The organism is Teichococcus aerophilus (assembly GCF_014490485.1).
Taxonomy (GTDB): domain Bacteria; phylum Pseudomonadota; class Alphaproteobacteria; order Acetobacterales; family Acetobacteraceae; genus Pseudoroseomonas; species Pseudoroseomonas aerophila.
Genome location: NZ_JACTVA010000067.1, coordinates 1 through 20,401 on the forward strand (window position 1 = coordinate 1; position 20,401 = coordinate 20,401).

18 protein-coding genes and 1 pseudogene are annotated in these 20,401 nt (G+C 69.3%); 10 read left to right on the forward strand and 9 right to left on the reverse strand.

Annotation, left to right across the window (positions count from 1 at the left end; all coding sequences use genetic code 11):
* The 8 genes and pseudogenes from IBL26_RS22860 to IBL26_RS22895 all read left to right on the forward strand — a co-directional run.
* A pseudogene (locus tag IBL26_RS22860) lies at positions 1 to 836 on the forward strand (chromosome segregation protein SMC); the annotation flags it as partial.
* Positions 837 to 1,306: 470 nt separating this feature from the next.
* Entirely contained in the window at positions 1,307 to 1,807 is a 501-nt protein-coding gene (locus IBL26_RS22865; protein ID WP_187786825.1) for an oxidoreductase, read from the forward strand.
* Between the two features lie 4 nt (positions 1,808 to 1,811).
* Positions 1,812 to 4,247, forward strand: a complete 2,436-nt coding sequence (locus IBL26_RS22870) for a putative bifunctional diguanylate cyclase/phosphodiesterase (RefSeq protein ID WP_187786826.1) — start codon at positions 1,812 to 1,814, stop codon at positions 4,245 to 4,247.
* A gap of 167 nt (positions 4,248 to 4,414) precedes the next feature.
* Positions 4,415 to 4,711 carry an AtpZ/AtpI family protein gene (locus IBL26_RS22875; RefSeq protein WP_187786827.1) on the forward strand — a complete coding sequence of 99 codons (297 nt, stop codon included), beginning with the start codon at positions 4,415 to 4,417 and terminating at the stop codon, positions 4,709 to 4,711.
* A gap of 32 nt (positions 4,712 to 4,743) precedes the next feature.
* Complete coding sequence (locus IBL26_RS22880; RefSeq protein ID WP_187786828.1) at positions 4,744 to 5,499, forward strand: F0F1 ATP synthase subunit A; 756 nt, start codon at positions 4,744 to 4,746, stop codon at positions 5,497 to 5,499.
* A gap of 87 nt (positions 5,500 to 5,586) precedes the next feature.
* Positions 5,587 to 5,814, forward strand: a complete 228-nt coding sequence (locus IBL26_RS22885; RefSeq protein ID WP_187786829.1) for an ATP synthase subunit C family protein — start codon at positions 5,587 to 5,589, stop codon at positions 5,812 to 5,814.
* Between the two features lie 59 nt (positions 5,815 to 5,873).
* Positions 5,874 to 6,509 (forward strand): F0F1 ATP synthase subunit B family protein, encoded by a 636-nt coding sequence (locus tag IBL26_RS22890; RefSeq protein WP_187786830.1) that lies wholly within the window; start codon positions 5,874 to 5,876, stop codon positions 6,507 to 6,509.
* Positions 6,510 to 6,520: 11 nt separating this feature from the next.
* Positions 6,521 to 7,027 (forward strand): F0F1 ATP synthase subunit B family protein, encoded by a 507-nt coding sequence (locus IBL26_RS22895; RefSeq protein ID WP_187786831.1) that lies wholly within the window; start codon positions 6,521 to 6,523, stop codon positions 7,025 to 7,027.
* A 361-nt stretch (positions 7,028 to 7,388) separates the two neighbouring features.
* Here the strand turns inward: IBL26_RS22895 and IBL26_RS22900 are convergent, their stop codons facing one another.
* The 7 genes from IBL26_RS22900 to IBL26_RS22930 all read right to left on the reverse strand — a co-directional run bounded on the left by IBL26_RS22900 (position 7,389) and on the right by IBL26_RS22930 (position 15,304).
* Positions 7,389 to 8,168 (reverse strand): alpha/beta fold hydrolase, encoded by a 780-nt coding sequence (locus tag IBL26_RS22900; RefSeq protein WP_187786832.1) that lies wholly within the window; start codon positions 8,166 to 8,168, stop codon positions 7,389 to 7,391.
* Between the two features lie 164 nt (positions 8,169 to 8,332).
* Positions 8,333 to 8,953 carry a 2-dehydro-3-deoxy-6-phosphogalactonate aldolase gene (locus tag IBL26_RS22905; protein ID WP_187786833.1) on the reverse strand — a complete coding sequence of 207 codons (621 nt, stop codon included), beginning with the start codon at positions 8,951 to 8,953 and terminating at the stop codon, positions 8,333 to 8,335.
* Positions 8,950 to 9,846, reverse strand: coding sequence for a 2-dehydro-3-deoxygalactonokinase (locus tag IBL26_RS22910; protein ID WP_187786834.1), 897 nt, complete (start codon positions 9,844 to 9,846; stop codon positions 8,950 to 8,952). The genes IBL26_RS22905 and IBL26_RS22910 overlap by 4 nt, the downstream gene beginning before the upstream one ends.
* Positions 9,847 to 9,941: 95 nt before the next feature.
* Positions 9,942 to 11,618: a DUF4214 domain-containing protein gene (locus tag IBL26_RS22915; RefSeq protein ID WP_187786835.1), complete on the reverse strand. Its 1,677-nt coding sequence runs from the start codon at positions 11,616 to 11,618 to the stop codon at positions 9,942 to 9,944.
* A 165-nt stretch (positions 11,619 to 11,783) separates the two neighbouring features.
* On the reverse strand, positions 11,784 to 13,508 hold the full coding sequence (locus tag IBL26_RS22920) for a DUF4214 domain-containing protein (protein ID WP_187786836.1): 1,725 nt from the start codon (positions 13,506 to 13,508) through the stop codon (positions 11,784 to 11,786).
* 106 nt (positions 13,509 to 13,614) lie between these two features.
* The gene (locus IBL26_RS22925) at positions 13,615 to 14,496 is read right to left on the reverse strand and encodes an ABC transporter permease (RefSeq protein WP_187786837.1); all 882 of its coding nucleotides are present in this window, start codon (positions 14,494 to 14,496) and stop codon (positions 13,615 to 13,617) included.
* On the reverse strand, positions 14,486 to 15,304 hold the full coding sequence (locus tag IBL26_RS22930; protein ID WP_187786838.1) for an ABC transporter ATP-binding protein: 819 nt from the start codon (positions 15,302 to 15,304) through the stop codon (positions 14,486 to 14,488). Before IBL26_RS22930 ends, IBL26_RS22925 begins: the two co-directional genes overlap by 11 nt.
* 562 nt (positions 15,305 to 15,866) lie before the next feature.
* Between IBL26_RS22930 and IBL26_RS22935 the strand changes: the two genes are divergently transcribed.
* The gene (locus tag IBL26_RS22935; RefSeq protein WP_187786839.1) at positions 15,867 to 17,345 is read left to right on the forward strand and encodes an NAD(P)H-hydrate dehydratase; all 1,479 of its coding nucleotides are present in this window, start codon (positions 15,867 to 15,869) and stop codon (positions 17,343 to 17,345) included.
* Positions 17,346 to 17,498: 153 nt separating this feature from the next.
* Positions 17,499 to 18,893, forward strand: a complete 1,395-nt coding sequence (locus IBL26_RS22940; RefSeq protein WP_187786840.1) for a malonyl-CoA decarboxylase — start codon at positions 17,499 to 17,501, stop codon at positions 18,891 to 18,893.
* A 296-nt stretch (positions 18,894 to 19,189) separates the two neighbouring features.
* On the opposite strand, the gene IBL26_RS22945 is transcribed toward IBL26_RS22940, so the two are convergent.
* A complete protein-coding gene (locus tag IBL26_RS22945) occupies positions 19,190 to 19,672 on the reverse strand; it encodes an RNA pyrophosphohydrolase (RefSeq protein ID WP_187786841.1) in 483 nt (160 codons plus the stop codon).
* Between the two features lie 9 nt (positions 19,673 to 19,681).
* On the reverse strand, positions 19,682 to 20,401 hold a 720-nt coding region (locus IBL26_RS22950; protein WP_187786842.1), incomplete at its 5' end, for a divergent polysaccharide deacetylase family protein.

Here is a 20,401-nt window from a genome sequence, read left to right on the forward strand (position 1 = left end):
CCACCTTCGCCAGTGCCCGCGAGGCGCAGTTGCGGGCCGAAGCCGCCGTCCGCCAGGCCGAGGCCGCCGCCGAGGCGCTGGCCGCCCGCATGGCGGAGCGCCTGGGCGAGGCCGCCGAGTTGCCGCCGCCGCCCGAGGACCTTTCCGAGGCCGCCGAGGAGCGCGCCCGCCGCAAGGCCGACCGCCTGGCGCGGGAGCGCGAGGAGATGGGCCCGGTGAACCTGCGCGCTGAGCAGGAGATGCAGGAGATCGAGGAACGCATCGGCGGCATCGACCGCGAGCGGGACGAGATCGGCCACGCCATCGCCAAGCTGCGCGGCTCCGTCGGCCACCTGAACCGCGAGGGGCGGGACCGCCTGCGCGCGGTGTTCGACCGGGTGGATGCCGAGTTCCGCGCCCTGTTCACCCGCCTGTTCGGCGGCGGAAGGGCACACCTGGCCCTGGTGGGCAGCGAGGACCCGTTGGAAGCCGGGCTGGAGATTTATGCGGAGCCGCCGGGTAAGAAATTGTCTGCCCTGTCGCTGCTCTCGGGCGGCGAGCAGGCGCTGACCGCGCTCTCGCTCATCTTCGCCGTGTTCCGCTGCCAGCCCGCCCCCGTCTGCGTGCTGGATGAGGTGGATGCGCCGCTGGACGACGCGAATGTGGAGCGGCTGTGCCTGCTGCTGGAGATCATGGCCACCGAGTCCGGCACCCGCTTCCTCGTCGTTACCCACCATCCGCTGACCATGGCGCGGATGCACCGCCTTTATGGCGTGACGATGCAGGAGCGGGGGGTCAGCCGGCTGCTCTCGGTCGATCTGGGCGCGGCGGTGGAGATGGTTGAAGGCGGCCACTAGAGCATTCTGCGTGCCCATTCATTCGCGCAGCATACCCTAGGTCTTTGTTTGGACACGTGATTCAGTTTTTTGGCGATTCCACGCCACGCCATCGTGCTCTCAGCGTGCCCGGCGTGGTCTGGGCGGGCCGAAGGTGTGGCGCAAGGCTGCGCGCCGGCCTGCCGCGTCGGCCCGTTACAGCCAGGCTCTGCGGCTTATCTCAACGCTTTGGCAGTAGCGGGCGGGCGCGCTGGGTGCGGCCGAAAGGGGGGGGCGCCACCAGCTTCGGCGAACGGTCGGACCCTGCGGCGTAAGCCCGTTGCGCGGGCCGGCGAACCGCCTGGGCGCAGCCGTGTCGCGCGCGAAGCCGGGCTCCGGGCCAGGCGGCGGCCGGGAGTGAGGCTGCCGCGTTAACCGCGTCTTCACGGGTGGCACGCAGGTTGGGGAGGACCGCACCTGTCTCGGGCGGTCTGCCTCAGGAGTCCGCCTGGATGCGCCGCCGCCCATTGCTTTGCATGTTGACCACCTTGTCCTTCCCCGGCGCCGCCCGTCCCACCGCCGCCGCCGCATCCGACACGATCCTGACATTGCAGGGCCAGGTGCGGCATGGCCGCCAGGATTTCTCGCTGGCGGCGCTGGAAGCGCTGGGCCTGGAGCATCTGGCCACCGTCACGCCCTGGACGCACGAGGTGCAGTCCTTCTCCGGCGTCACGCTGGCCCGCCTGCTGCGGGCGGCCGGCGCCGATGCCCCCGCGCGCCTGCGGGCGGAAGCGCTGAACCGCTACGGCACCGAATTGCTGCCCGAGGATGCGGCGGCGAACGGCGCCCTGCTGGCCACACGGCTGGACGGTACGCCCATGCGGGTGCGGGTGCGGGTGCGGGACCGTGGGCCGCTCTGGCTGGTCTTCCCCTGGTCCCAGCGGCCGGACCTCGCCAGCCCGCAGGTGTACGAGCGGTCCATCTGGCAGCTACGCCGCATCGAGATCGGATAGCGCCATGTCGGAATGGACCGGGAGCGCAGCCCCGCCTCCGGCTCCCTGGTGGAGCGGGGGGGCGGCGCTGCAATGGATCGTCGCGCATGGCGGCCGCCGCCGTGCCTTCCAGGGCGGGCTGGTCATCGCCGCCATGCTGTTCGTGCTCTCCCTCGGCGTGTCCCTGGCGCGCATCAGCGAGCAGTACCGGCTGGAAGCGCGCATCCAGCGCAGCGGGCTGTGGATGGCCGCCCAGGCGCAGGTGGAGCTGTCGCGCATGATGTCGGTGCTGCACCGGCACATGCTGGGCGACCCCGACGCCGGCGATGCCGCGGTGAAGCTGCAATACGAGATCCTGCTGAGCCGGCTGAACCTGTTCAGCAGCGGCAGCGGCGCCACTGAGTATGCCGAGATGGGCCGCCTGCAAGACCGCATGCCGGACATCCACGCATTGCTGGCGCCGGTGGAAGGCTGGCTGGCGCGGCTGATCGACGGCGACCAAGAGATCGACGCGCAGATCGACGCCGCGTTGGAACGGCTGGAGTCGCTGCTGCGGCAGGCCGCGCAGCAACTGCATCTGGAGCGCCAGTCAGCCGCCGCCGATGCCATGGGCGGCCTGCGCAGCCTGCATTGGACGCTGATGGGCTGCATGGCCGGGCTGCTGGCCTCGGTGGGGCTGCTGCTGCTGTTGCTGCGGCTGGAATCGCGCCGCGCGCACCGCATGCTGGTGAATGCCGAAGCCGCCGCCCGCCTGCAGCGCCAGGCCGAACGGACGCTGCGCGTGCTGATCGACAGCCTGCCCACCATGGTCAGTGCCTATGACCGCCAGGGCCGCTACCTGTTCTTCAACGAGGCCTATGCCCGCTTCCACGGTCTGCGGGAGGACCGGCTGGTGATCGGCTGTACGCCGGAGGCGCTAGGCGTGCCGATGGATGCCGCGCTGGAACTGGCGCTGGGCCGCCAGATGCCGGCGCCCTTCATGGAGTTCGAGGCCACCGGCGCCAATGGCGAGGTGCGGACCCTGCTGGCCACCGCCGCCCCGGTGGCCGACGATTCCGGCGGCGCCGGGCAGGTGGTGCATGTCGCGCTGGATATCAGCGACCGCAAGGCGGCCGAGCAGCGGGTGCGCCACCTGGCCGAGCATGACGCACTGACCGACCTGCCCAACCGGGTACTGTTCGCCAACCGGCTGCGCCACGCGCTTTCCAGCGCGCGGCGGCAGGAGGAATGCGGCCTTGGCCGTCGCAGCTTCGCGCTGCATTGCATCGACCTGGACCGCTTCAAGGACGTGAATGACAGCCTGGGCCACCAGGCGGGGGACAGCCTGCTGCTGGCGGCGGCCGAGCGTATGCGCGCCTGCCTGCGGCGCGGCGACACCCTGGCCCGGCTGGGCGGCGACGAGTTCGCCATCCTGCAGACCGATGTGGGGGAGGAGGAGGAAGTGGCGCGGCTGGCCAACCGGCTGGTGCGCGTGCTCGGCCTGCCCTTCGTCATCGACGGCTGCACCGTGCATACCGGCGCCAGCATCGGCAGCGTCATGGCGCCGCTGCACGGCCGCTCGGCGCAGGAGCTGCAGCAATGTGGCGACATCGCCCTGTACCGTGCCAAGTCCGAAGGCCGGGGCCGCGCCGTGCGCTTCTCGCCCGAGATGGCGGCGGCGCTGACCGAGCGGCGGGAGCTGGAGGCCGACCTCCGCGTCGCGCTGCGGGGGAGCGAGGAGCTGTTCCTGGTCTACCAGCCGAAATTCGACCTGGGCCGCGCCGACCCGGTGGGGTGCGAGGCGCTGCTGCGCTGGCGGCACCCGCGCCGCGGCATGATCTCGCCGGCTGTGTTCGTGCCGATCACCGAGGAAGCCGGGCTGGCGGCTGACCTCTCCCGCCTGGTGCTGCGGCTGGCCTGCGGGCAGATCCGCGCCTGGATGGCGCAGGGGCTGGAGGTGCCGGTGGCGGTCAACCTCTCCGCCCAGCATTTCGCCGGGGACCAGGCGCTGGTGCTGGTGCAGGAGGCGCTGGTCGCCGCCGGCGTGCCGGCCCGGCTGCTGGAGGTGGAGGTGACGGAAGGCGTGTTCATCCGCAATGCCGATGCGGCGCGGGAAGCCCTGGCGGCGCTGCGGGCTCTGGGGGTGCGGGTGGCGCTGGACGATTTCGGCACCGGCTATTCCTCGCTCAGCTACCTGCAGCACCTGCCGTTCGACGTGGTGAAGGTAGACCGCGCCTTCGTGCGGGACCTGCGGCCCGGCTATGGCAGCGGCGTCCGCGTCGTAGATGCCATCGTCCGGCTGGCGCACGGGCTGGGCGCCCAGGTGGTGGCGGAGGGCGTGGAACTGCCGGAGCAGTTGGAAGCGCTGCGCCGCCTTGGCTGCGATTCGGTGCAGGGCTTCCTGCTCGGCCGGCCCATGCCACCGGAGGAACTGGAGGCGCTGTTCGATGCCGGGAGGCAGGCGGCCGGCAAGGTCGCCTGAACCGGGCGCGGCCCGCCGGGTGGGTGCCGGGGCGCCTGCTTCCGGGCCACGGACCGCCCCTGTGGATGACCGCAAAGCCATGCAAGCCTGCCACGCGGACTTGACATGAATTTAACCCGCCCTTACGAGCCGCCCTGCCTGCCAGCGGGGATACCGCAGGAGCAAGGGTGAGCGAGCAAAACGATTTCGAGCGGCGTCTCCAACAGGCCCGGCAGAAGCAGGGACTGGAACAGAAGCCAGAAACGACAGCCAGTGGCGCCCTTCCGGGCGGCGGGTGGCGGATCGGGTTGCGCGCGGGGACCGAGGTTGTCTCGGCCCTGATTGCTGGTGCCGGTCTGGGCTGGTTGCTCGACTGGTGGCTTGGCAGTTTTCCCTGGCTGTTCCTGGTGTTCTTCGTGGTAGGTGGCGCCGCCGGGGTGCTGAACGTCTACCGACTGATCAACCCCCGCAACAGCGCCCGCTAGCGCCCGCAGACCAAGATTACGGGAGAGCCACCGTGGCCGCCGAAGGCAAGACGATCGACGCGCTGAGCCAGTTCGAGCTGACCCACGCCTTCGGGCCCATCGGCGCGGCGGTGAACTTCACCCAATCCAACGCCCACATGCTGGCCGCCGCCGTGGTGATCGTGGCCGTGATGGCCATGGGCATCGCCCCGCGCGCCGTGGTGCCGGGCCGCCTGCAGTCGCTGGCGGAAATGTTCTACGAGTTCCTGGAGAACCTGGTAACAGGCCAGGTGGGCCATGAGGGCAAGCGGTACTTCCCGTTCGTCTTCACGCTGTTCATGTTCGTGCTGTTCGGCAACGTGATCGGCCTGCTGCCCTTCGCCTTCACCTATACCAGCCACATCGCCGTCACCTTCGCGCTGGCCGCGATCGTGTTCCTGGTGACGACCATCGTCGCCCTGGCGCTGCATGGTAAGAAGTTCTTCGGCTATTTCTTCCCGGAAGGTGCGCCGCTCTGGCTGGCGCCGATCATCGTGCCGGTCGAGGTGGTGTCCTACCTCTCGCGCCCGATCAGCCTCTCCGTCCGTCTGTTCGCCAACATGGTCGCCGGCCACGTGCTGCTGAAGGTCTTCGCGACTTTCGTGGTACTCCTCGGCGGCCTGGGTGCCATCGGTCCTGTCGTGGCCGTCCTGCCCCTCGGCGTGAATGTGCTTCTGATCGGGTTCGAACTGCTGGTCGCATTTCTGCAGGCCTACGTGTTCGCCATCCTGACCAGCATCTACCTGCACGACGCGGTCCACCTGCACTAACGGGGCCAGTCCCCACAAGGGGGCCACGTTTCTACAGGTTCGCGTCTCGCGGACTCTGACATCAGGTCAAACGAAGGGATATCTCTGATGGAAATCGTTCTTGCCGCCAAGGCGATCGGCGCCGGCATCGCCGTGCTGGCTCTGTTCGGCGTCGGCCTCGCGCTCGGCAACATCTTCTCCACGCTGATCGCGTCCGTTGCCCGTAACCCGGCCTCGCGCGACGTCGTGTTCCCCATCGGCATCCTGGGCTTCGCCCTGACGGAAGCGGTCGCGCTGTTCGCCCTGCTGATCGCCTTCCTGATCCTGTTCACCTGATCCTGTCGGGCGCGGTGGCGACACCGCGCCCGATGCCTTCAGGCCGTAGAATAACAGGGATGCAGATGATGAAGCCGGTTACCCTCGCCGGGATGATGGCCGCCTTGCTGGTCAATGTCGGCGCCTTTGCGCAGCCGATCACCGACGGCGCCCTGGAGGCCCGCTCCACCGCAGCCGCCGAAGCCTCGGGTGGCATGCCGCAGCTGGATTTCAGCAATCCGCTGATGCTGGCCCAGGTGGTCTGGCTGCTGATCATCTTCGGCATCCTGTATTACGTGCTCGCCAAGATCGTCCTGCCGCGCTTCGACAGCGTGCTGGAAGATCGCCGCAACCGCATCCAGGGTGACCTGGAAGCCGCCCGCGCCAGCAAGGCCGAGGCCGACGCCGCGATGGACGCCCATCGCCAGGCGACCGCCAAGTCCCGCGCCGACGCGCAGCAGGCCATCGCCGCCGCGCAGGCAGCCGCGCAGGCCGATGCCACCGCCAAGGCCGCCGTGCTGAACGCGAAGCTGAACGAGCAGATCGCCGCCGCCGAAGCCCGCATCACCACCGCCCGCGACGCCGCCATGGGCGCGCTGCGCGAAGTGGCGACCGACACGGCCGATGCGCTGGTCAAGCGCCTGTCCGGCCTGAACGAGCCGGCCGCCATCGAAGCCGCCGTCCAGCGTGAGCTGGCCACCCGCGGCCGCGCGTAAGGGAGGGCGAGATGCACCACTACGACCATTTCTACCTGAACCCGACCTTCTGGGTCGCCGTCTCCTTCGTCATCTTCGTCGCCCTGGCGGCGAAGACGGTGTGGGCCAAGGCGACCACGGCGCTCGACGCCCGCGGCGCCAAGATCCGCGCCGACCTGGATGAGGCCGCCCGCCTGCGCACCGAAGCCGAAGCCATGCTGCGCCAGGCCGAAGCCGACCGCGCCGCCGCGCTGGTGGAAGCCGAGCAGACCCTGGCCCGCGCCAAGGTCGAGGCCGAGCGCCTTTCCGCCGCCGCCGCTGCCGAGGCCGAAGCCTCCGCCAAGCGCCGCGAGCGGATGGCGATGGACCGCATCCACGCCGCCGAAGCCAGCGCCGTGGCTGAAGTCCGCAACACCGCCGCCGACATCGCCGCCGCCGCCGCCCGCACCGTGATCGCCGAGCGCCTGGACGCCCAGGCCGACGCGGCGCTGATCGACAAGGCCGTGGCCGACCTGCCGCGGGCCCTGCGCGCCGCCTGAGTCCGTCGCGTAACATTACGCTTTTGACTGAGTAGGCAGGGGTCCCGGGAGGGGCCCCTGTTTTGCGTTTGTGGGTGCTGCCGTGGGAAGAAGGCCGGGGAAGGAATTCCCCGGACCCCTTCTTTTCTTTTTTCGAGTTTTCGGGCGTGGCCTGTTGAGGGGTTTGGTCTGGAACACGGTTGGGTGCGCCGGAGGTCCTGGACCTCCGGCGACTGAGGGTTCAGCGCGCGTGGCTCATTGATAAAATCATCAAGCAGCGTTCCCTCTCGTTCTGCAGCGCTTCGCCAAACTCGCAAAAAAAAGAAGGGGTCCGGGGAATTCTTTCCCCGGCCTTCCTCCAAGCCCGATCAAGCTCGCGCCTTTACCCCAGCCCCAGCCGGGCAAAGTGGTCCAGCATGGCCTCGGTCAGTGCCTCGGCGGCTTCGTAGTTCGGGATGTGGCCGCCGCCGGCGATGGTGCCGAGCATGGCGGCCGGAATGGCGGCGTGCAGGGCCTGGGTGGTGGCGGGCGGGACCACGACGTCGCGCTCGCCCACCAGGATGGTGCAGGGGGCGTGGATTCGCCCGGCCACATCCTGCGGCGTTGCGTCGCGCAACGCGGCGGCGGCGCCGTTATAGCCGGTGCGGTCGGTCCGCAGCAGCATGCGGCGCAGGCCGAGGGAGGAGGGCAGGGTGGGGTCCACCGTCCAGCGCGGCATCACGGCGTCGGCCAGGGCGATGGTGCCGTCGTGCGCCACGGCTGCCATGCGGGTGTTCCAGGTCGGCTTGTCCGGAAAGTCCAGCGCCGTGTCGACCAGCAGGAGGGAGAGCACGCGGTCCGGCGCATCGGCGGCGATCTGTTGGGCGATGCGGCCGCCGAGCGAGACGCCGGCCACATGCGCCTGCCGGATGCCCAGCGCATCGAGAAGCGCTAGGGCGTCCCGCGCTAGGCCGGCCATGGCGTAGTCACCGGGGGTGATCTCGCTCAACCCGTGGCCGCGCAGGTCGGGGCGGATGAGGCGAAAGCGCTGGCCAAGGGCGGAGACCTGGGGAGACCAGATGCTGTGGCAGGTGCCGATGGAGTGCAGCAGCAGCAGCGGCGGCGCGTTGGCCGGCCCCTCCACGACACAATGCAGCAGCGCATCGCCGACCTGGATAAACATGTCCGTTCCACTCGCGCCTGGCAGGGTCGCCCGCCACCGGGCCGGGGCGGCGGGCAGCGCCGGCCGATGCCGGGCGGGTCTTCCTAGCTAAGGCGAAACGTTTTCGCCATGGGCGCCTCGTGGGCCGGCGGCACCGGTGTGCGGTTTTCCCGCGGCGTGGCGTTTCAGCCGCAGGCGGCGCGCAAGGCCTTGGCACGCTCCGCCACATCGGCCGGCGCGTCGCCCGGCTTGAAGAGGGCGGAGGCGATGCCGAATCCGGCGGCGCCGGCGGCCTTCCAGGGCTCCATGTTGGTGGCGCCGATGCCGCCGACGGGCAGGATGGGCGTGCCCTTCGGCAGCACCGCCAGCATCGCCTTCAACACGCCGGGGGAAGCCGCCTCGGCCGGGAACAGCTTCAGCCCGTCCGCCCCGGCGGCGAGGAGGGAGAAGGCCTCGGTGGGGGTGAAGAAGCCAGGCACCGCCAGCAGGCCGTGTTCCTTGGCCGCGCGGGTCACCGCCGGGTCCGCATGCGGCGTGACGATCAGCCGGCCGCCGACGGCGGCGATGCGGGCGACGTCGGCGGGGTCGATCACCGTGCCGGCGCCGACCAGGGCGTTCTCGCCGAAATGCCCGGCCAGCAGGCGGATACTCTCCAGCGGCTGGGGGCTGTTCAGCGGGACTTCCAGCACGGGAATGCCGTTGCCGACGATCGCCTCGCCCATGGCGATGGCTTCCTCGGGCTTCAGGCCGCGCAGGATGGCGACCAGCGGGCAGCGGTCCAGCCAGGGGCGCAGGGCATTGCTCATCGGGTGGTCTCCAGGCCAAGGCTCTGGCCGATATGCCATAGGCCGGTGGCCGCGGCCTCTTCCGGCACTTCGGTGGTGGTGACGCCGGCATGCGCCAGGGCGCGGGCGTAGCGGGCCATCATGCCGCCATCGCCGACCAGGAAGACGTGGCTGGTGCCTTCCGGCAGCGTCGCCGCCACCTCGTGCCCCAGCAGGATACCGGAGAGGTAGGAGGCGGCGGAGGCGTCCGCCAGCTCGCCGAACAGGCCGCGCGCACGCATGCCGAACAGGTGGTGCAGCAGGCCGCCGGGCTGCCGGGCGCGGACCAGGCCTTCGTCGTAGGCGGCCCAGTCCATCGGCGCCGACTTGTCCAGCGTGCGGGCCAGGATGGTGTGGGTGGAGAGCACCGCGAAGGCCTCCCCGGTGAACTGGCTGAGGAAGGACAGCACGGTGCCGTCCTGCACGATGGCCCATTTGCTATGGCTGCCGGGGCTGAGGATGACGTTGCGGCCCGGCGGCAGCCGGTCCAGCAGGCCGAGGATCTTGGTCTCCTCCCCCCGCATCACCTCGGGCACGCCCTGCTCGTCGCGGGCGGAGAGGCCGGGGATGAGGAAGCAGCGTGCACCGGCGAAATCCACCGGCGTCAGTGCGCGGGCCAGGCCGGCGGCGTCGGCGGGGCAGGGCAGGTAGGCGGCTTCCTTCCAGCCCTGGCGGCTGCCGGCCATGCCGCAGACCAGGATGGTGTCCTCCCCGGCCTGCAGCCAGGGGCCGACCAGTTCCCGCAACACGGCTTCGAAGGTGCCGGCCTCGACGGTCAGGATGCCGCGCGGGGCGGAGACGCGATCCAAAATTCCGCCATCCGCGCCCAGGCGCCAGGCCCTGAAGCTGCTGGTGCCCCAATCCACGCCAATCATGCCGCGTCCTTCCTTCGCTCGATTCTTGGCGCGGAGGTTGGCGGCGCCCGGGCCGGGATGCAAGGGCGCCGCCGATCGGTCTTAGGCGATGGCCGTCAGGTGAAGGTGATGCCGGTCTCCAGCATGCCCAGATGGTGCTGGATGAATTCCGGACTCTCGCTGAAGCCGACAATCATGTCGCCGCGGGAGATGCCTTGGCCCAGCTTCTCCATCCAGAAGTTGAAGCCGGCCTCTTCCGGTGCGCGGCCCAGCGTGTTGGCGTAGACCACGCGGATCAGGCTGGCATCGTCGCTGGCGGCGAAGCGGGCCTGGAACTCGGGGCTTTCGGCGAAGCGGGCGGCGGCCGAGCTCAGCGAAGCGCCGGTGTCCAGATAGTCGATCCAGAATCGCAGCCCGGTCTGCTCCGGCAGCCGGCCGAGCACGGCCTGGTAGAGCCGTGCAGCTTCCACCGCCTGGTCATCCGCGTCCCACAGGCCTGCCCAGAGCTTGCTAGAGGTCAGGTCGCGATTCTCCGGGCTTTCGCTGAAGCCGGCGAGCATCTCGGCACGGCTGACGCCACCGGCCAGCTTGGCCTGCCAGAAGGCAAGGCCATCCGCATCTGCTTCCCGGCCGAGCGCCTGCTGGTAAGCCCGATGAATGAAGCCGGTATCGTCCGGCCGGCCGAAGCGGGCCAGGAACTCGGGGCTATCCAGGAAGTTCGCGGCCAGGGAAGCCAGGGAATGGCCCGCCACCAGCGCCGTCGTCGCATCCTCCCGCCCTGCCGCATCGGGCTGGCGGCCCAGCGCGGCCTGGTACAGCCGCATCACCTGCGCAACAGGGTCGTTCCCGTCATGGACCAGCCGGCCGTCGACGAATTCGAAGGTTTCGATGCCGTTGAAGGTCGTGGTTTCGCCAGGACCTGTCAGCGTGCCTCTGAAGCTGCTGTGACCTGGCCCGTTCCACGCACCTTCCCAGTTGGAGTACTTGCCGGTGATGCTGGCCTCGGAGTGGAACAGTTCCGTCAGCAGCGTGTCGTAGCCGTCGCCGCCGGTGACGGTGTTGGTGCCCTTGCCGGCAGCCAGCAGGTCGTTGCCATCGCTGCCCGTAAGGGTGTCATCGCCGCCCCAAGCAAACATCACATCGCGGCGGTCGCCGCCGGTCATGGTTTGGTTGCTGTTGTCGCCATCATGGCGCAAGCCGTTGAGAGCGGAATCCCAGCTCCAACGGATATGTAGCGCGTCCTCGGCCTCCTGGGTGCCGTACACGTAGCGGACCGCTTCCACGTCGGCGCTGCCCAGGCCGGTCGCCTTGGGGTTGCTGGCGCTGTAGGCCGACATCACTGTTTCACGGAACAGGCTCTCGCTGACGCTATTAAACCCAAGGGCATAGCCGATGGTCAGCAGCATCGCGGCATAGCCTTCCGTGCCTGGTGCGACGGAAATCTTGCCATATGTCTTGTGGAGGGTGATGTCGCCGCCGCTTTGAGGCGAGGCGACGCTGTAGGAACCCCAGCTGGGGGAGCCGAGGCGGACTCGAACATCCACACCTTCACCACCGACAACATCCGGCATCTCTACAAAATGCAGGCCGGAGACGTTTTCCCAGGCGCTCAACGCCATGCGGAAAGTGGCTTGGTGCCCGGGGGAAAAGGGCACGGTTTCGCTGCCACCAGCCATAAAGCCGCTACCTTCAGTGGCGAAGCTGTAGGTCAGGACCGTCGGCTGATGGCTGCCGTTGTTCCAGGTGCGATAGTCTTCGCGCAGCAGTGACTGCGCCGTCGAGGAGAGAGCCAACGAGGGAGATCCTTGGAGCCGGCACCGGTGCCACTCACCGTTCCGCACCTCGCGATTACCCGAGCTTCATGTCGCCGTAAATTGTGCTTTAATCGTAACGGTAATCGAATCTTTGCCAGGCCGGATGACCTTTCTCTTGACGCAGAGAAAGGCCGTCGATCGGTGTCAGGTGAAGGTGATGCCCGTCTCCAGCATACCGAGATGGTGCTGGATAAATTCCGGACTCTCGCTGAAGCCGACAATCATGTCGCCGCGCGAGATGCCGTCGGCGAGCTTCCCCATCCAGAAGGCGAAGCCGGCTTCCTCGGGCGCACGGCCCAGCGTGTTGGCATAGACCACGCGGATCAGGCTGGCATCGTCGCTGGCGGCGAAGCGGGCCTGGAACTCGGGGCTCTCGGCGAAGCGGGCGGCGGCGGAGCTCAGCGAAGCGCCGGTGTCGAGATAGTCGATCCAGAAGCGTAGTCCGGCCTGCTCCGGCAGCCGGCCGAGCACGGCCTGGTAGAGGCGGGCGGCTTCCGCCGTCTGGTCATCTGCGTCCCACAATCCGTTGGCGAGGAGCGGGGCGGTGAGGTTGCGGTTCTCTGCGCTCTCGCTGAAGCCGGTCAGCATTTCGGCGCGGGTGACGCCGCCGGCGAGCTTGGCCTGCCAGAAGGCCAGGCCATCCGCGTCGGCCTGCCGGCCCAGCGACTGTTGATAGGCTCCATGGATGAAGCCGGTATCGTCCGGCCGGCCGAAACGGGCCAGGAACTCCGGGCTGTCCAGGAAGTTCGCGGTCAGGGAAGCCAGGGAGTGGCCTGCCTTCAGCGCCGCTGTCCCATACTCTCTCCCCGCCGCATCCGGCTGGCGGCCCAGTGCAGCCTGGTAAAGGCGGACGACCTGCGCGACCGGGTCGGTATCGTCATAGACCAGCCGGCCATCGGCGAACTCGATGGCCTGGATCTGCGAGAAGGTCGTGTCTTCCCCGCCGCCGGTCAGCCGCCCGGCGAAGCTGCCGTAGGATGTGCCATTGCTGAATTCCCGGCCGGTGCTGGAGACGGAGAGCCCAGCCTCCAGCCGGAACAGGCCGGTCAGCAAGGTGTCGTGCCCCAGCCCGCCAACGACCGTGTTGGTGCCCCAGCCGGCCGAGATGACGTCGTCCCCGCCATAGCCGTTCAGCACGTCGTTGCCGCCGGCGCCGACGATGATGTCCCGCAACTCGGTGCCGTTGATGGTCTGGCTGCTGTCGTTGCCCTGGTGGCGGATGCCCTGGCGGGTGGCGTCCCAACTCCACTGGATATGGAAGGCCTCCTCCGCCTGCTGGCTGCCGTAGAGGAACTGGATCGCCTCGATATCCGCGCCGCGCAGGCTGGAAGGCGGCGTCCGGCCCCACGGTAGATAGGCCATCACGGTGGTATTGGTATTGTCCTCGGCGGCGCTCAGGTTGGGGGAGCCGTCGAAGGGGTGCTTCAGGCCGAGCGCGTGGCCGATCTCGTGCAGCAGCACCCAGTAGCCTTCGCTGCCGGGCAGCAGGCTGTTCCCGCCATACGTCCTGTTATTGAGGGTGACGTCTCCGTAGGTCGGGTACGTCGCCTCGCCCAGCGTATCGCCGCTCTTCATCCACGCCATGCGGAAGCGCAGGTCGATGCCGGTGCCGGCATAGACGTCCGGCACCTCGACGAAGTGGATGCCTGAGACCGAGCCCCAGGCATCCAGCGCCTGACGGGCCGCCTGCTGCTGGCTGGCGTTGAACGGGATGCTGGAGCCCGTCGCTTCGCCCACGTAGTTGAAGCCGCCCCCCGCCGAGGCGAAGCTGAAGGTCACCAGCGCCGGCTGCAGGCTACCCTTGTTCCAGGTGTAGTAGGGCCGCGTGAGATCGTCGCCCGCAAGGAGGGTCGACGCGGTGAAGGACAAGGCCAAGTCTCATCTTCCTTAACGAGAGCCACGGGAGCATCCCGCCATCTCATTAAGAGGAAGAATAGTTAATAGAACGTAAACAAACTACCTATTATCGTTAAGCTCACGCCCCGCCCATCGGGCTGACCTGCTGCTCGGCCTGCCCGCGCATCGCCCAACCGGTGGTGCGTTGTTCCACCATCACCGCCAGGGCGTACATCAGCACGCCCATCACCCCCGTCACCACCAGCCCGGCGAAGACCAGCGGCACGTCGAAGCGGCTGGACGCCACCATCATCAGGTGCCCGATGCCGGAATTGGCCGCCACCGTCTCCGACATGATGGAGCCGACGAAGGCGACGGTGATGGCGATCTTCAGCGAGGCGAAGAAATACGGCATCGCCCGCGGCAGCCCCACCTTGCGGATGATGTCGACCGGCCGGGCACCGAGCGCCCGCAGCACGTCTCGCAGCTCCGGCTCCACCGTGGCGATGCCGGTGGCGACGTTCACCACGATCGGGAAGAAGCTGATCAGGAAGGCGGTGATGATCGCCGGCACGGCACCGATGCCGAACCAGATGACCAGAATCGGCACCACCGCCACCTTGGGCACCGAGTTGAAGCCGATCAGAAGCGGGTAGAGCCCGTGATACAGCAACGCGGAACTGCCGATCGCCACCCCCAGCACCAGGCCGAACACGATGGCCAGCGCGAAGCCCACCAGCGTGGTCAGCAGGGTCTGCCAGGCATTGTCCAGCAACGGCCACCACCACCTCACCATGCTGGCGCCGATGGCGCTGGGCGCGGGCAGCACGAAGGCCGGTATCTCCATCGCCATCACCACCGCCTCCCACACCAGGCAGGTGCCCAGCAGGATCAGCCAGGGCAGCAGCGTCTGCAGCCGGCGGCGGCGGCGTGCGGCGGCGATCATCGCCTCCACGCGGCGGGCATTCGCCTCGCCCTTGCGCGGCGTGGCGGCGGGCGCGGGCATGACGTCACGCGGCATCGGGGATCTCCTCGCCCTTGCGGGCGGCACTGATGTGGTCCCGCAACTCATGCACCAGGGCCTGGAACTCGGGCGTGTAGGTGTCCTCCAGCCTGCGTGGGCGGGGGAAGGGCACGCGCCGCTCCGCCAGGATGCGCCCGGGGCGGGAGGACATGACCAGCACCCGGTCCGCCAGGAACACCGCTTCCTTCAGGTCGTGCGTCACCAGGATGACGGTGGGCTTCAGCGTGACGCAGACCTGCTGCAGCTGCTCCCACAAATCCTCCCGCGTGAAGATGTCCAGCGCGCCGAACGGCTCATCCAGCATCAGCAATTGTGGGTCATGGATCAGCGCGCGGCACAGGCTGGCACGCTGCTGCATGCCGCCGGACAGCTCATAGGCGAACTTCTTCTCGAACCCGGCCAGGCCGACCATGGCCAGCAGCTTGCGCGCCTTGTCCTCGTACATCGCCCGCTGGGCGCGCAACTGGCGGCGGTGCGGCTCCACCACCTCCAGCGGCAGCATCACGTTGTCCAGGATGGTCCGCCACGGCAGCAAGGTCGGGTTCTGGAAGGCCATGCCGGCCATCGACAGCGGCTTGTCCACCTCCCGCCCCGCGACGATGACGCTGCCGGCGGAACACGGCCACAACCCGGTCACCAGCCGCATCAGCGTGGACTTGCCGCAGCCGGAGGGCCCGACCACCGCCACGAACTCGCCCCGGCCGACATTCAGGCTGGCATCCTTCAACGCCAGCGTGCCCTCGGTGCCGCCATACCGCATCGAGACGCCGTCGATCTCGACGAACGGCCGTTCCATCGCTGCCATGCCCATCCTGCTCCCGGCCCCAACAGGGTGGCCTGGGCCCGATCAAGCAAATGCCACGCCACATGGTGCATGGGGTGAAACAACGAACACGCCGCGATAGTACGGCATGCCGCTGCCCAAGCCTTGGGCAGGGCGCCCGGCGTGATGGCACCTCGGGTGCTTGCTGACTCAGGGGGAGAAGGCCGGGGAAAGAATTCCCCGGGCCCCTTCTTTTTTCTGCGAGTTTGGCGTGGTGCTGCCGGACTGAAAGCGGACGCTGCTTGATGATTTTATCAGTGGGCCACGCGAGCTGAACCCTCAGTCGCCGGAGGTCCAGGACCTCCGGCGCGCCCAGCCGTCTAGCAGGCCCGACCCATCAGCAGCCGTGCCCGGAAAACTCGAAGAAAGAAAAGATGGGGTCCGGGGGAATTCCTTCCCCCGGCCTTCCTGCTTTTCTCCGAACAGACGCCCCGCCGGCCCTTACGCCCAAAATGCAAAAGACGTTGGGGACATCTCGGCGTTAGACCCGAGGAGGGGATCTCCGCACCTTCCGATGCCTGCCTTGATGGAGAAGTCTCGCCCCATGCGCCATCCCGAAAACCCCCTGGAACTGCTAACGCCGCGAGAGATGGCCAGGGCGGACTGCATGGCCGGGGAGGTCGGCATATCCGGCCCGGTATTGATGGAGGCGGCCGGGGCGGCGGTGGCGCGGGCGGTGCGGCGGCGGTTCCGGCCGTGCCGGGTGCTGGTGCTGGCTGGCCCTGGCCATAATGGTGGCGATGGCTATGTGGCCGCGCGATGGCTGGAGCGTGCGGGCTGGCCGGTGGCAGTCGCGGCATCGGCGCCGCCGCGGCCGGGCAGCGATGCGGCGTGGGCGGCAGCTCGGTGGCGCGGACCGGTGGTGCCGTTTGAAAGGGCGGAACTCGACCGGGCTGGGCTGGTGATCGATGCGCTGTTCGGCGCGGGGCTCGACCGGCCGCTGGAGGAGGGGGTGGCGGCGCTACTGCGCGCGGTGCGGGTGCCGCTGGTGGCGGTGGATGTGCCGTCCGGCATCGACGGCGCCACTGGGGCGGTGCGCGGCTTCGCGCCCCAGGCGGCGTTGACCGTGACGTTCTTCCGGATGAAGCCGGGCCACCTGCTGCTGCCGGGGCGTGACCTGTGCGGCGAGGTGGTGCTGGCCGATATCGGCCTGCCGGCATCGGTGCTGGGTGGCATCGGGCCACGGGCCTTCCGCAATGCGCCGGGCCTGTGGCGCCTGCCGGTGCGCGGCGCGGCGGACCACAAGTTCAGCCATGGGCATGTGACGGTGCCGGGCGGCGCCGCCATGCCGGGGGCGGCACGGCTGGCCGCCATGGCCGCCTGCCGGGCCGGCGCCGGGCTGGTGACCCTGGCGGCGGAGGACGCAGCGACCGCGACGCTGTTCCGCCAGGGCGAGCCGGGCCTGCTGGTCTCCCCGCCGCCGCCCGAGGACCTGCTGGAAGATACACGCCGCAATGCCTGGATCATCGGCCCGGGCTTGCCGGCGCGGCCGGAGACGGTGGCGCTGCTGCGGCGGGTGGTAGAGGCCGGCCGCCAGGTGGTCGCCGATGGCGGTGCGCTGACCGCCGCTGCGGGACAGCCGGAGCAGTTGCGCGGCGCCGCCATCCTGACCCCGCATGCCGGGGAATTCGCCAAGGTCTTCGGCCAGCCGGGTGACGACCGGCTGGAGGATGCGCGGCGGGCGGCGGCGGCCACGGGTGCCGTGGTGGTGCTGAAGGGATCGGACAGCGTCATTGCCGCGCCCGATGGCCGGGCCGCCATCAATGCCGACGCGCCGGCCGCTTTGGCGACGGCTGGCAGTGGCGACGTGCTGGCCGGGCTGTGTGGCGGCCTGCTGGCGCAGCACCTGCCGCCGTTCGAGGCCGCCTGTGCCGCCGTCTGGTTGCATGCCGCCGCCGGCCGGCTGGCGCTGGCGGACGTGGCGGGTGCGGCCAGCACCAGCGCGGCGCTGGTGGCAGAGGACCTGCTGGATCACATCCGCCCAGCCTGGAGCCTGGCGGAAACGGCGGCGCGGTCACCATAAACCAACCTTCCTCTGCGATGTTCCCATCACCGGAGAGAGAGGCCGGCAAGAATGCTTTCCAGCCGGCTGGGCGTGAGGCATCATCCTCACCATATATTTCTCCAGGTTTCAGCCTGGGCGGACCGCCCCCCAGGCACCAAGAGGGGTTTCCGCATGTCCGACGTCGCTGTCCTGCCCGAATCCGGTTTCTTCGACCGGGCCATGAAGCGGGTCACGCTGCTCTGGCGTGACATGGCCTCCACGGTGACGGGCCCGGCGGCCGACGCGTCCTGGGAAGGCCGCATGCGGGCGTGCCTGGAAGCGCGGGGCGGCGAGATTTCCGCCCGTAACCGCGCCGCCGGTCTCGCCCAATCCTACCAGACGGCGCCGGAGACGGAACGGCTGGCCTTCCTGCAAGCGCTGGCCAGTTTCGATTCGGACATCGCCGCGGTGGAGAAGGCGATGGCGCAGGTCACCGCCGCGCAGGACATCGCCGAGCGCGGTGCCGCCAAGGCCGCCCTACGCCTGGCGCTGGAGCCGCCACGGGTGAAGCTGCTGACGCAGTTCACCAGCATCCCGGACGGCATGAAGTTCCTGGTCGACATGCGGGCGGACCTGCTGCGCCTGATGGGCAAGGACCCGATGATGCGCGCCATGGAAACCGACCTGCGCGGCCTGCTAGCCAGCTGGTTCGACCTCGGCTTCCTGGAGCTGCGCCGCATCGACTGGCAGAGCCCCGCCGCGCTGCTGGAGAAGCTGGTGGGCTATGAGGCAGTGCACCGCATCCGCACCTGGCGCGACCTGAAGAATCGCCTGGATTCGGACCGCCGCTGCTACGCCTTCTTCCACCCCCGCATGCCGGAGGAGCCGCTGATCTTCGTCGAGGTCGCGCTGGTCGAAGGCCTTTCCGGCTCCGTCCAGAAGCTGCTGGACGAGAAGGCGCCGGTGCTGGACCCGCGCAAGGCGGACACCGCCATCTTCTATTCCATCAACAACTGCCAGCGCGGGCTGGATGGCATCTCCTTTGGGAATTCGCTGATCAAGCGCGTCGTCGCGCTGCTGTCGGAAGAACTGCGCAACCTGAAGGCCTATTCCACCCTCTCCCCCATCCCCGGCTTCCGCCGTTGGCTAGAAGAGGTGAAGGCGACGCCGGACCTGCTGACGGAGGAGGAAGGCCGCCTTCTGGCCGAGGCCGCCAAGGTGCCGGATGGCACCGGCGCGCTGAACCAGCTGCTGGCCGCGCGCCTGCCACTGGCGCTGCCCTGGATCGGCAAGGCGGAGCCGGTGCTGACCCGGCTGTGCGCCCGCTACCTGGTGCTGGAAACCGGCCGCGGCGGCCGCCGGGCGCGCGACCCGGTCGGCCACTTCCACCTCTCCAACGGCGCGCGTGTCGAGCGCATTAACTGGCGTGGCGATACGTCGGAGAAGGGCCAGAAGGAAGCACTCGGCTTCATGGTCAACTACCTCTACGACCCCGCGAAAATCGAGGACTACCACGAGGCCTATGTCGGCGAGGGCAGCCGCGCGGCAACGACAGCGCTCCGCCGCCTGGCGCGCAGCGCGAAGTAACCGGGTACGGGAAGGAAGGCCGGGGAAGGAATTCCCCGGGCCCCTTCTTTTACTTTTTCGAATTTTGGGGCGGGGACTGTTGAAGTGATGCGCTTCAAAGACTGCTGGTTGCGCCGGAGGTCCTGGACCTCCGGCGACCGATGATTCAGCCTGCGTGGCTCATTCATAAAAACATCCAGCAGCGTCCGCTCCGTCCCGAAGGCGCGACGCTAAATTAGTAGAAAAAAGGAAGGGCCCCGGGGGATTCATTCCCAGCCTTCTCTCTATCTCAGCCGCCAGCGCAAGCCGCACCAGCGTCACCCCCGGCGTGCGAAGGTGGCGAACTCCTCCACCAGCCGCGCGTAGATCGGCTGCCTGAAGGCCACCGCGATCTGCGGCAGCTCCGCCAGTTCCGCCCAGCGCCATGCGTCGAATTCCGGGTGCGGGTCCTGGTCCAGGCGGATGTCGCTGTCCTGGCCGGTGAAGCGCAGGGCGAACCATTTCTGCGTCTGGCCGCGATATTGGCCGCGCAGGGCTTTGCCGATCAGTTCCGGTGGCAGGTCGTAGTGCAGCCAGTCGGCCACTTCGCCGACGATCTCGGCCTTGTCGGTGCCGATTTCCTCGGCCAGCTCGCGCAGCACGGCGGTGCGGGCGTCCTCGCCCTCATCCAGCCCGCCCTGCGGCAACTGCCAGGCCGTGGCGACATCGGGGCCGAGATCGGCGCGGCGGGCGATCAGCACGCGGCCGTTGCGGTTGAACAGGGCGGCGCCCACGTTGCGGCGGTAGGGCAGGTCGGTCATCGGCGGGCATTACCTTTGGGCGCTGGCGGGGCGGCGGATCATCGCGGTGACGGGCGCCAGCACCAGCCCGCGTTCCGGCAGGGTCGCGGCCCAGCCGGCCACCCGGTCCAGCCAGAAGCCACTGGGCGAGGGCGGCAGGATGCCGAGGGCGGAGCCCGTATCGCGCGCCCGCTGCTCCAGCAAGGCCAGTTGGCGGTCCACCTCGCCGCGGGTGGGGGCGTCCTCCAGCGTCAGGTCGGCGGTGCGGCCCCAGGCCTGGAAGGGGGCGCCGTCGCCGGGGCCGGGGTCCAGGTACAGCAGGCCGCGCGCGCGCAGCGCATCCTGCACCGCTTCGGCATGGCGGCCGGCGAGGACGCCGACATAGCCGGCGAAGCGGCCGAGGCTGGAATCCAACGCCGCAGCATCGAGGTTAGCGGGCAGGGCGAGCAGGGTTTCCATGCCGCGCGCCCGGGCTTGCGCCAGCAGGGGCGGCGGCGGGGCCGCGTAGGCCAGGGCCACGGTGGGCGGCAGGCGGCGCAGCGCGGCTTCCGGCGCCTCGCGCACCACCAGGCCGATGCGCGGGCGGGTATCGGCACGGTCGAAGGGCCTTGCATAGGCCTGGCGGGGCTGGCGGCCATCGGCGGCGATGCGTGGCAGCGGGCCCGCCGGGCTATCCTCCAGCAAGGCGGGGTCGGGGGCGGGGATGGCGTGGTGGGCGGCGGCCTGCTGGTCGGCCGGCAGCGGCGGGGG

Bases quoted from the DNA above. Each gene is read 5' to 3' on its own strand.
- IBL26_RS22865 (WP_187786825.1), top strand. From the start codon at position 1,307: ATGCGCCGCCGCCCATTGCTTTGCATGTTGACCACCTTGTCCTTCCCC.
- IBL26_RS22870 (WP_187786826.1), top strand. From the start codon at position 1,812: ATGTCGGAATGGACCGGGAGCGCAGCCCCGCCTCCGGCTCCCTGGTGG.
- IBL26_RS22885 (WP_187786829.1), top strand. From the start codon at position 5,587: ATGGAAATCGTTCTTGCCGCCAAGGCGATCGGCGCCGGCATCGCCGTG.
- IBL26_RS22890 (WP_187786830.1), top strand. From the start codon at position 5,874: ATGCAGATGATGAAGCCGGTTACCCTCGCCGGGATGATGGCCGCCTTG.
- IBL26_RS22895 (WP_187786831.1), top strand. From the start codon at position 6,521: ATGCACCACTACGACCATTTCTACCTGAACCCGACCTTCTGGGTCGCC.
- IBL26_RS22900 (WP_187786832.1), bottom strand. From the start codon at position 8,168: ATGTTTATCCAGGTCGGCGATGCGCTGCTGCATTGTGTCGTGGAGGGG.
- IBL26_RS22905 (WP_187786833.1), bottom strand. From the start codon at position 8,953: ATGAGCAATGCCCTGCGCCCCTGGCTGGACCGCTGCCCGCTGGTCGCC.
- IBL26_RS22910 (WP_187786834.1), bottom strand. From the start codon at position 9,846: ATGATTGGCGTGGATTGGGGCACCAGCAGCTTCAGGGCCTGGCGCCTG.
- IBL26_RS22925 (WP_187786837.1), bottom strand. From the start codon at position 14,496: ATGCCGCGTGACGTCATGCCCGCGCCCGCCGCCACGCCGCGCAAGGGC.
- IBL26_RS22930 (WP_187786838.1), bottom strand. From the start codon at position 15,304: ATGGCAGCGATGGAACGGCCGTTCGTCGAGATCGACGGCGTCTCGATG.
- IBL26_RS22935 (WP_187786839.1), top strand. From the start codon at position 15,867: ATGCGCCATCCCGAAAACCCCCTGGAACTGCTAACGCCGCGAGAGATG.
- IBL26_RS22940 (WP_187786840.1), top strand. From the start codon at position 17,499: ATGTCCGACGTCGCTGTCCTGCCCGAATCCGGTTTCTTCGACCGGGCC.
- IBL26_RS22945 (WP_187786841.1), bottom strand. From the start codon at position 19,672: ATGACCGACCTGCCCTACCGCCGCAACGTGGGCGCCGCCCTGTTCAAC.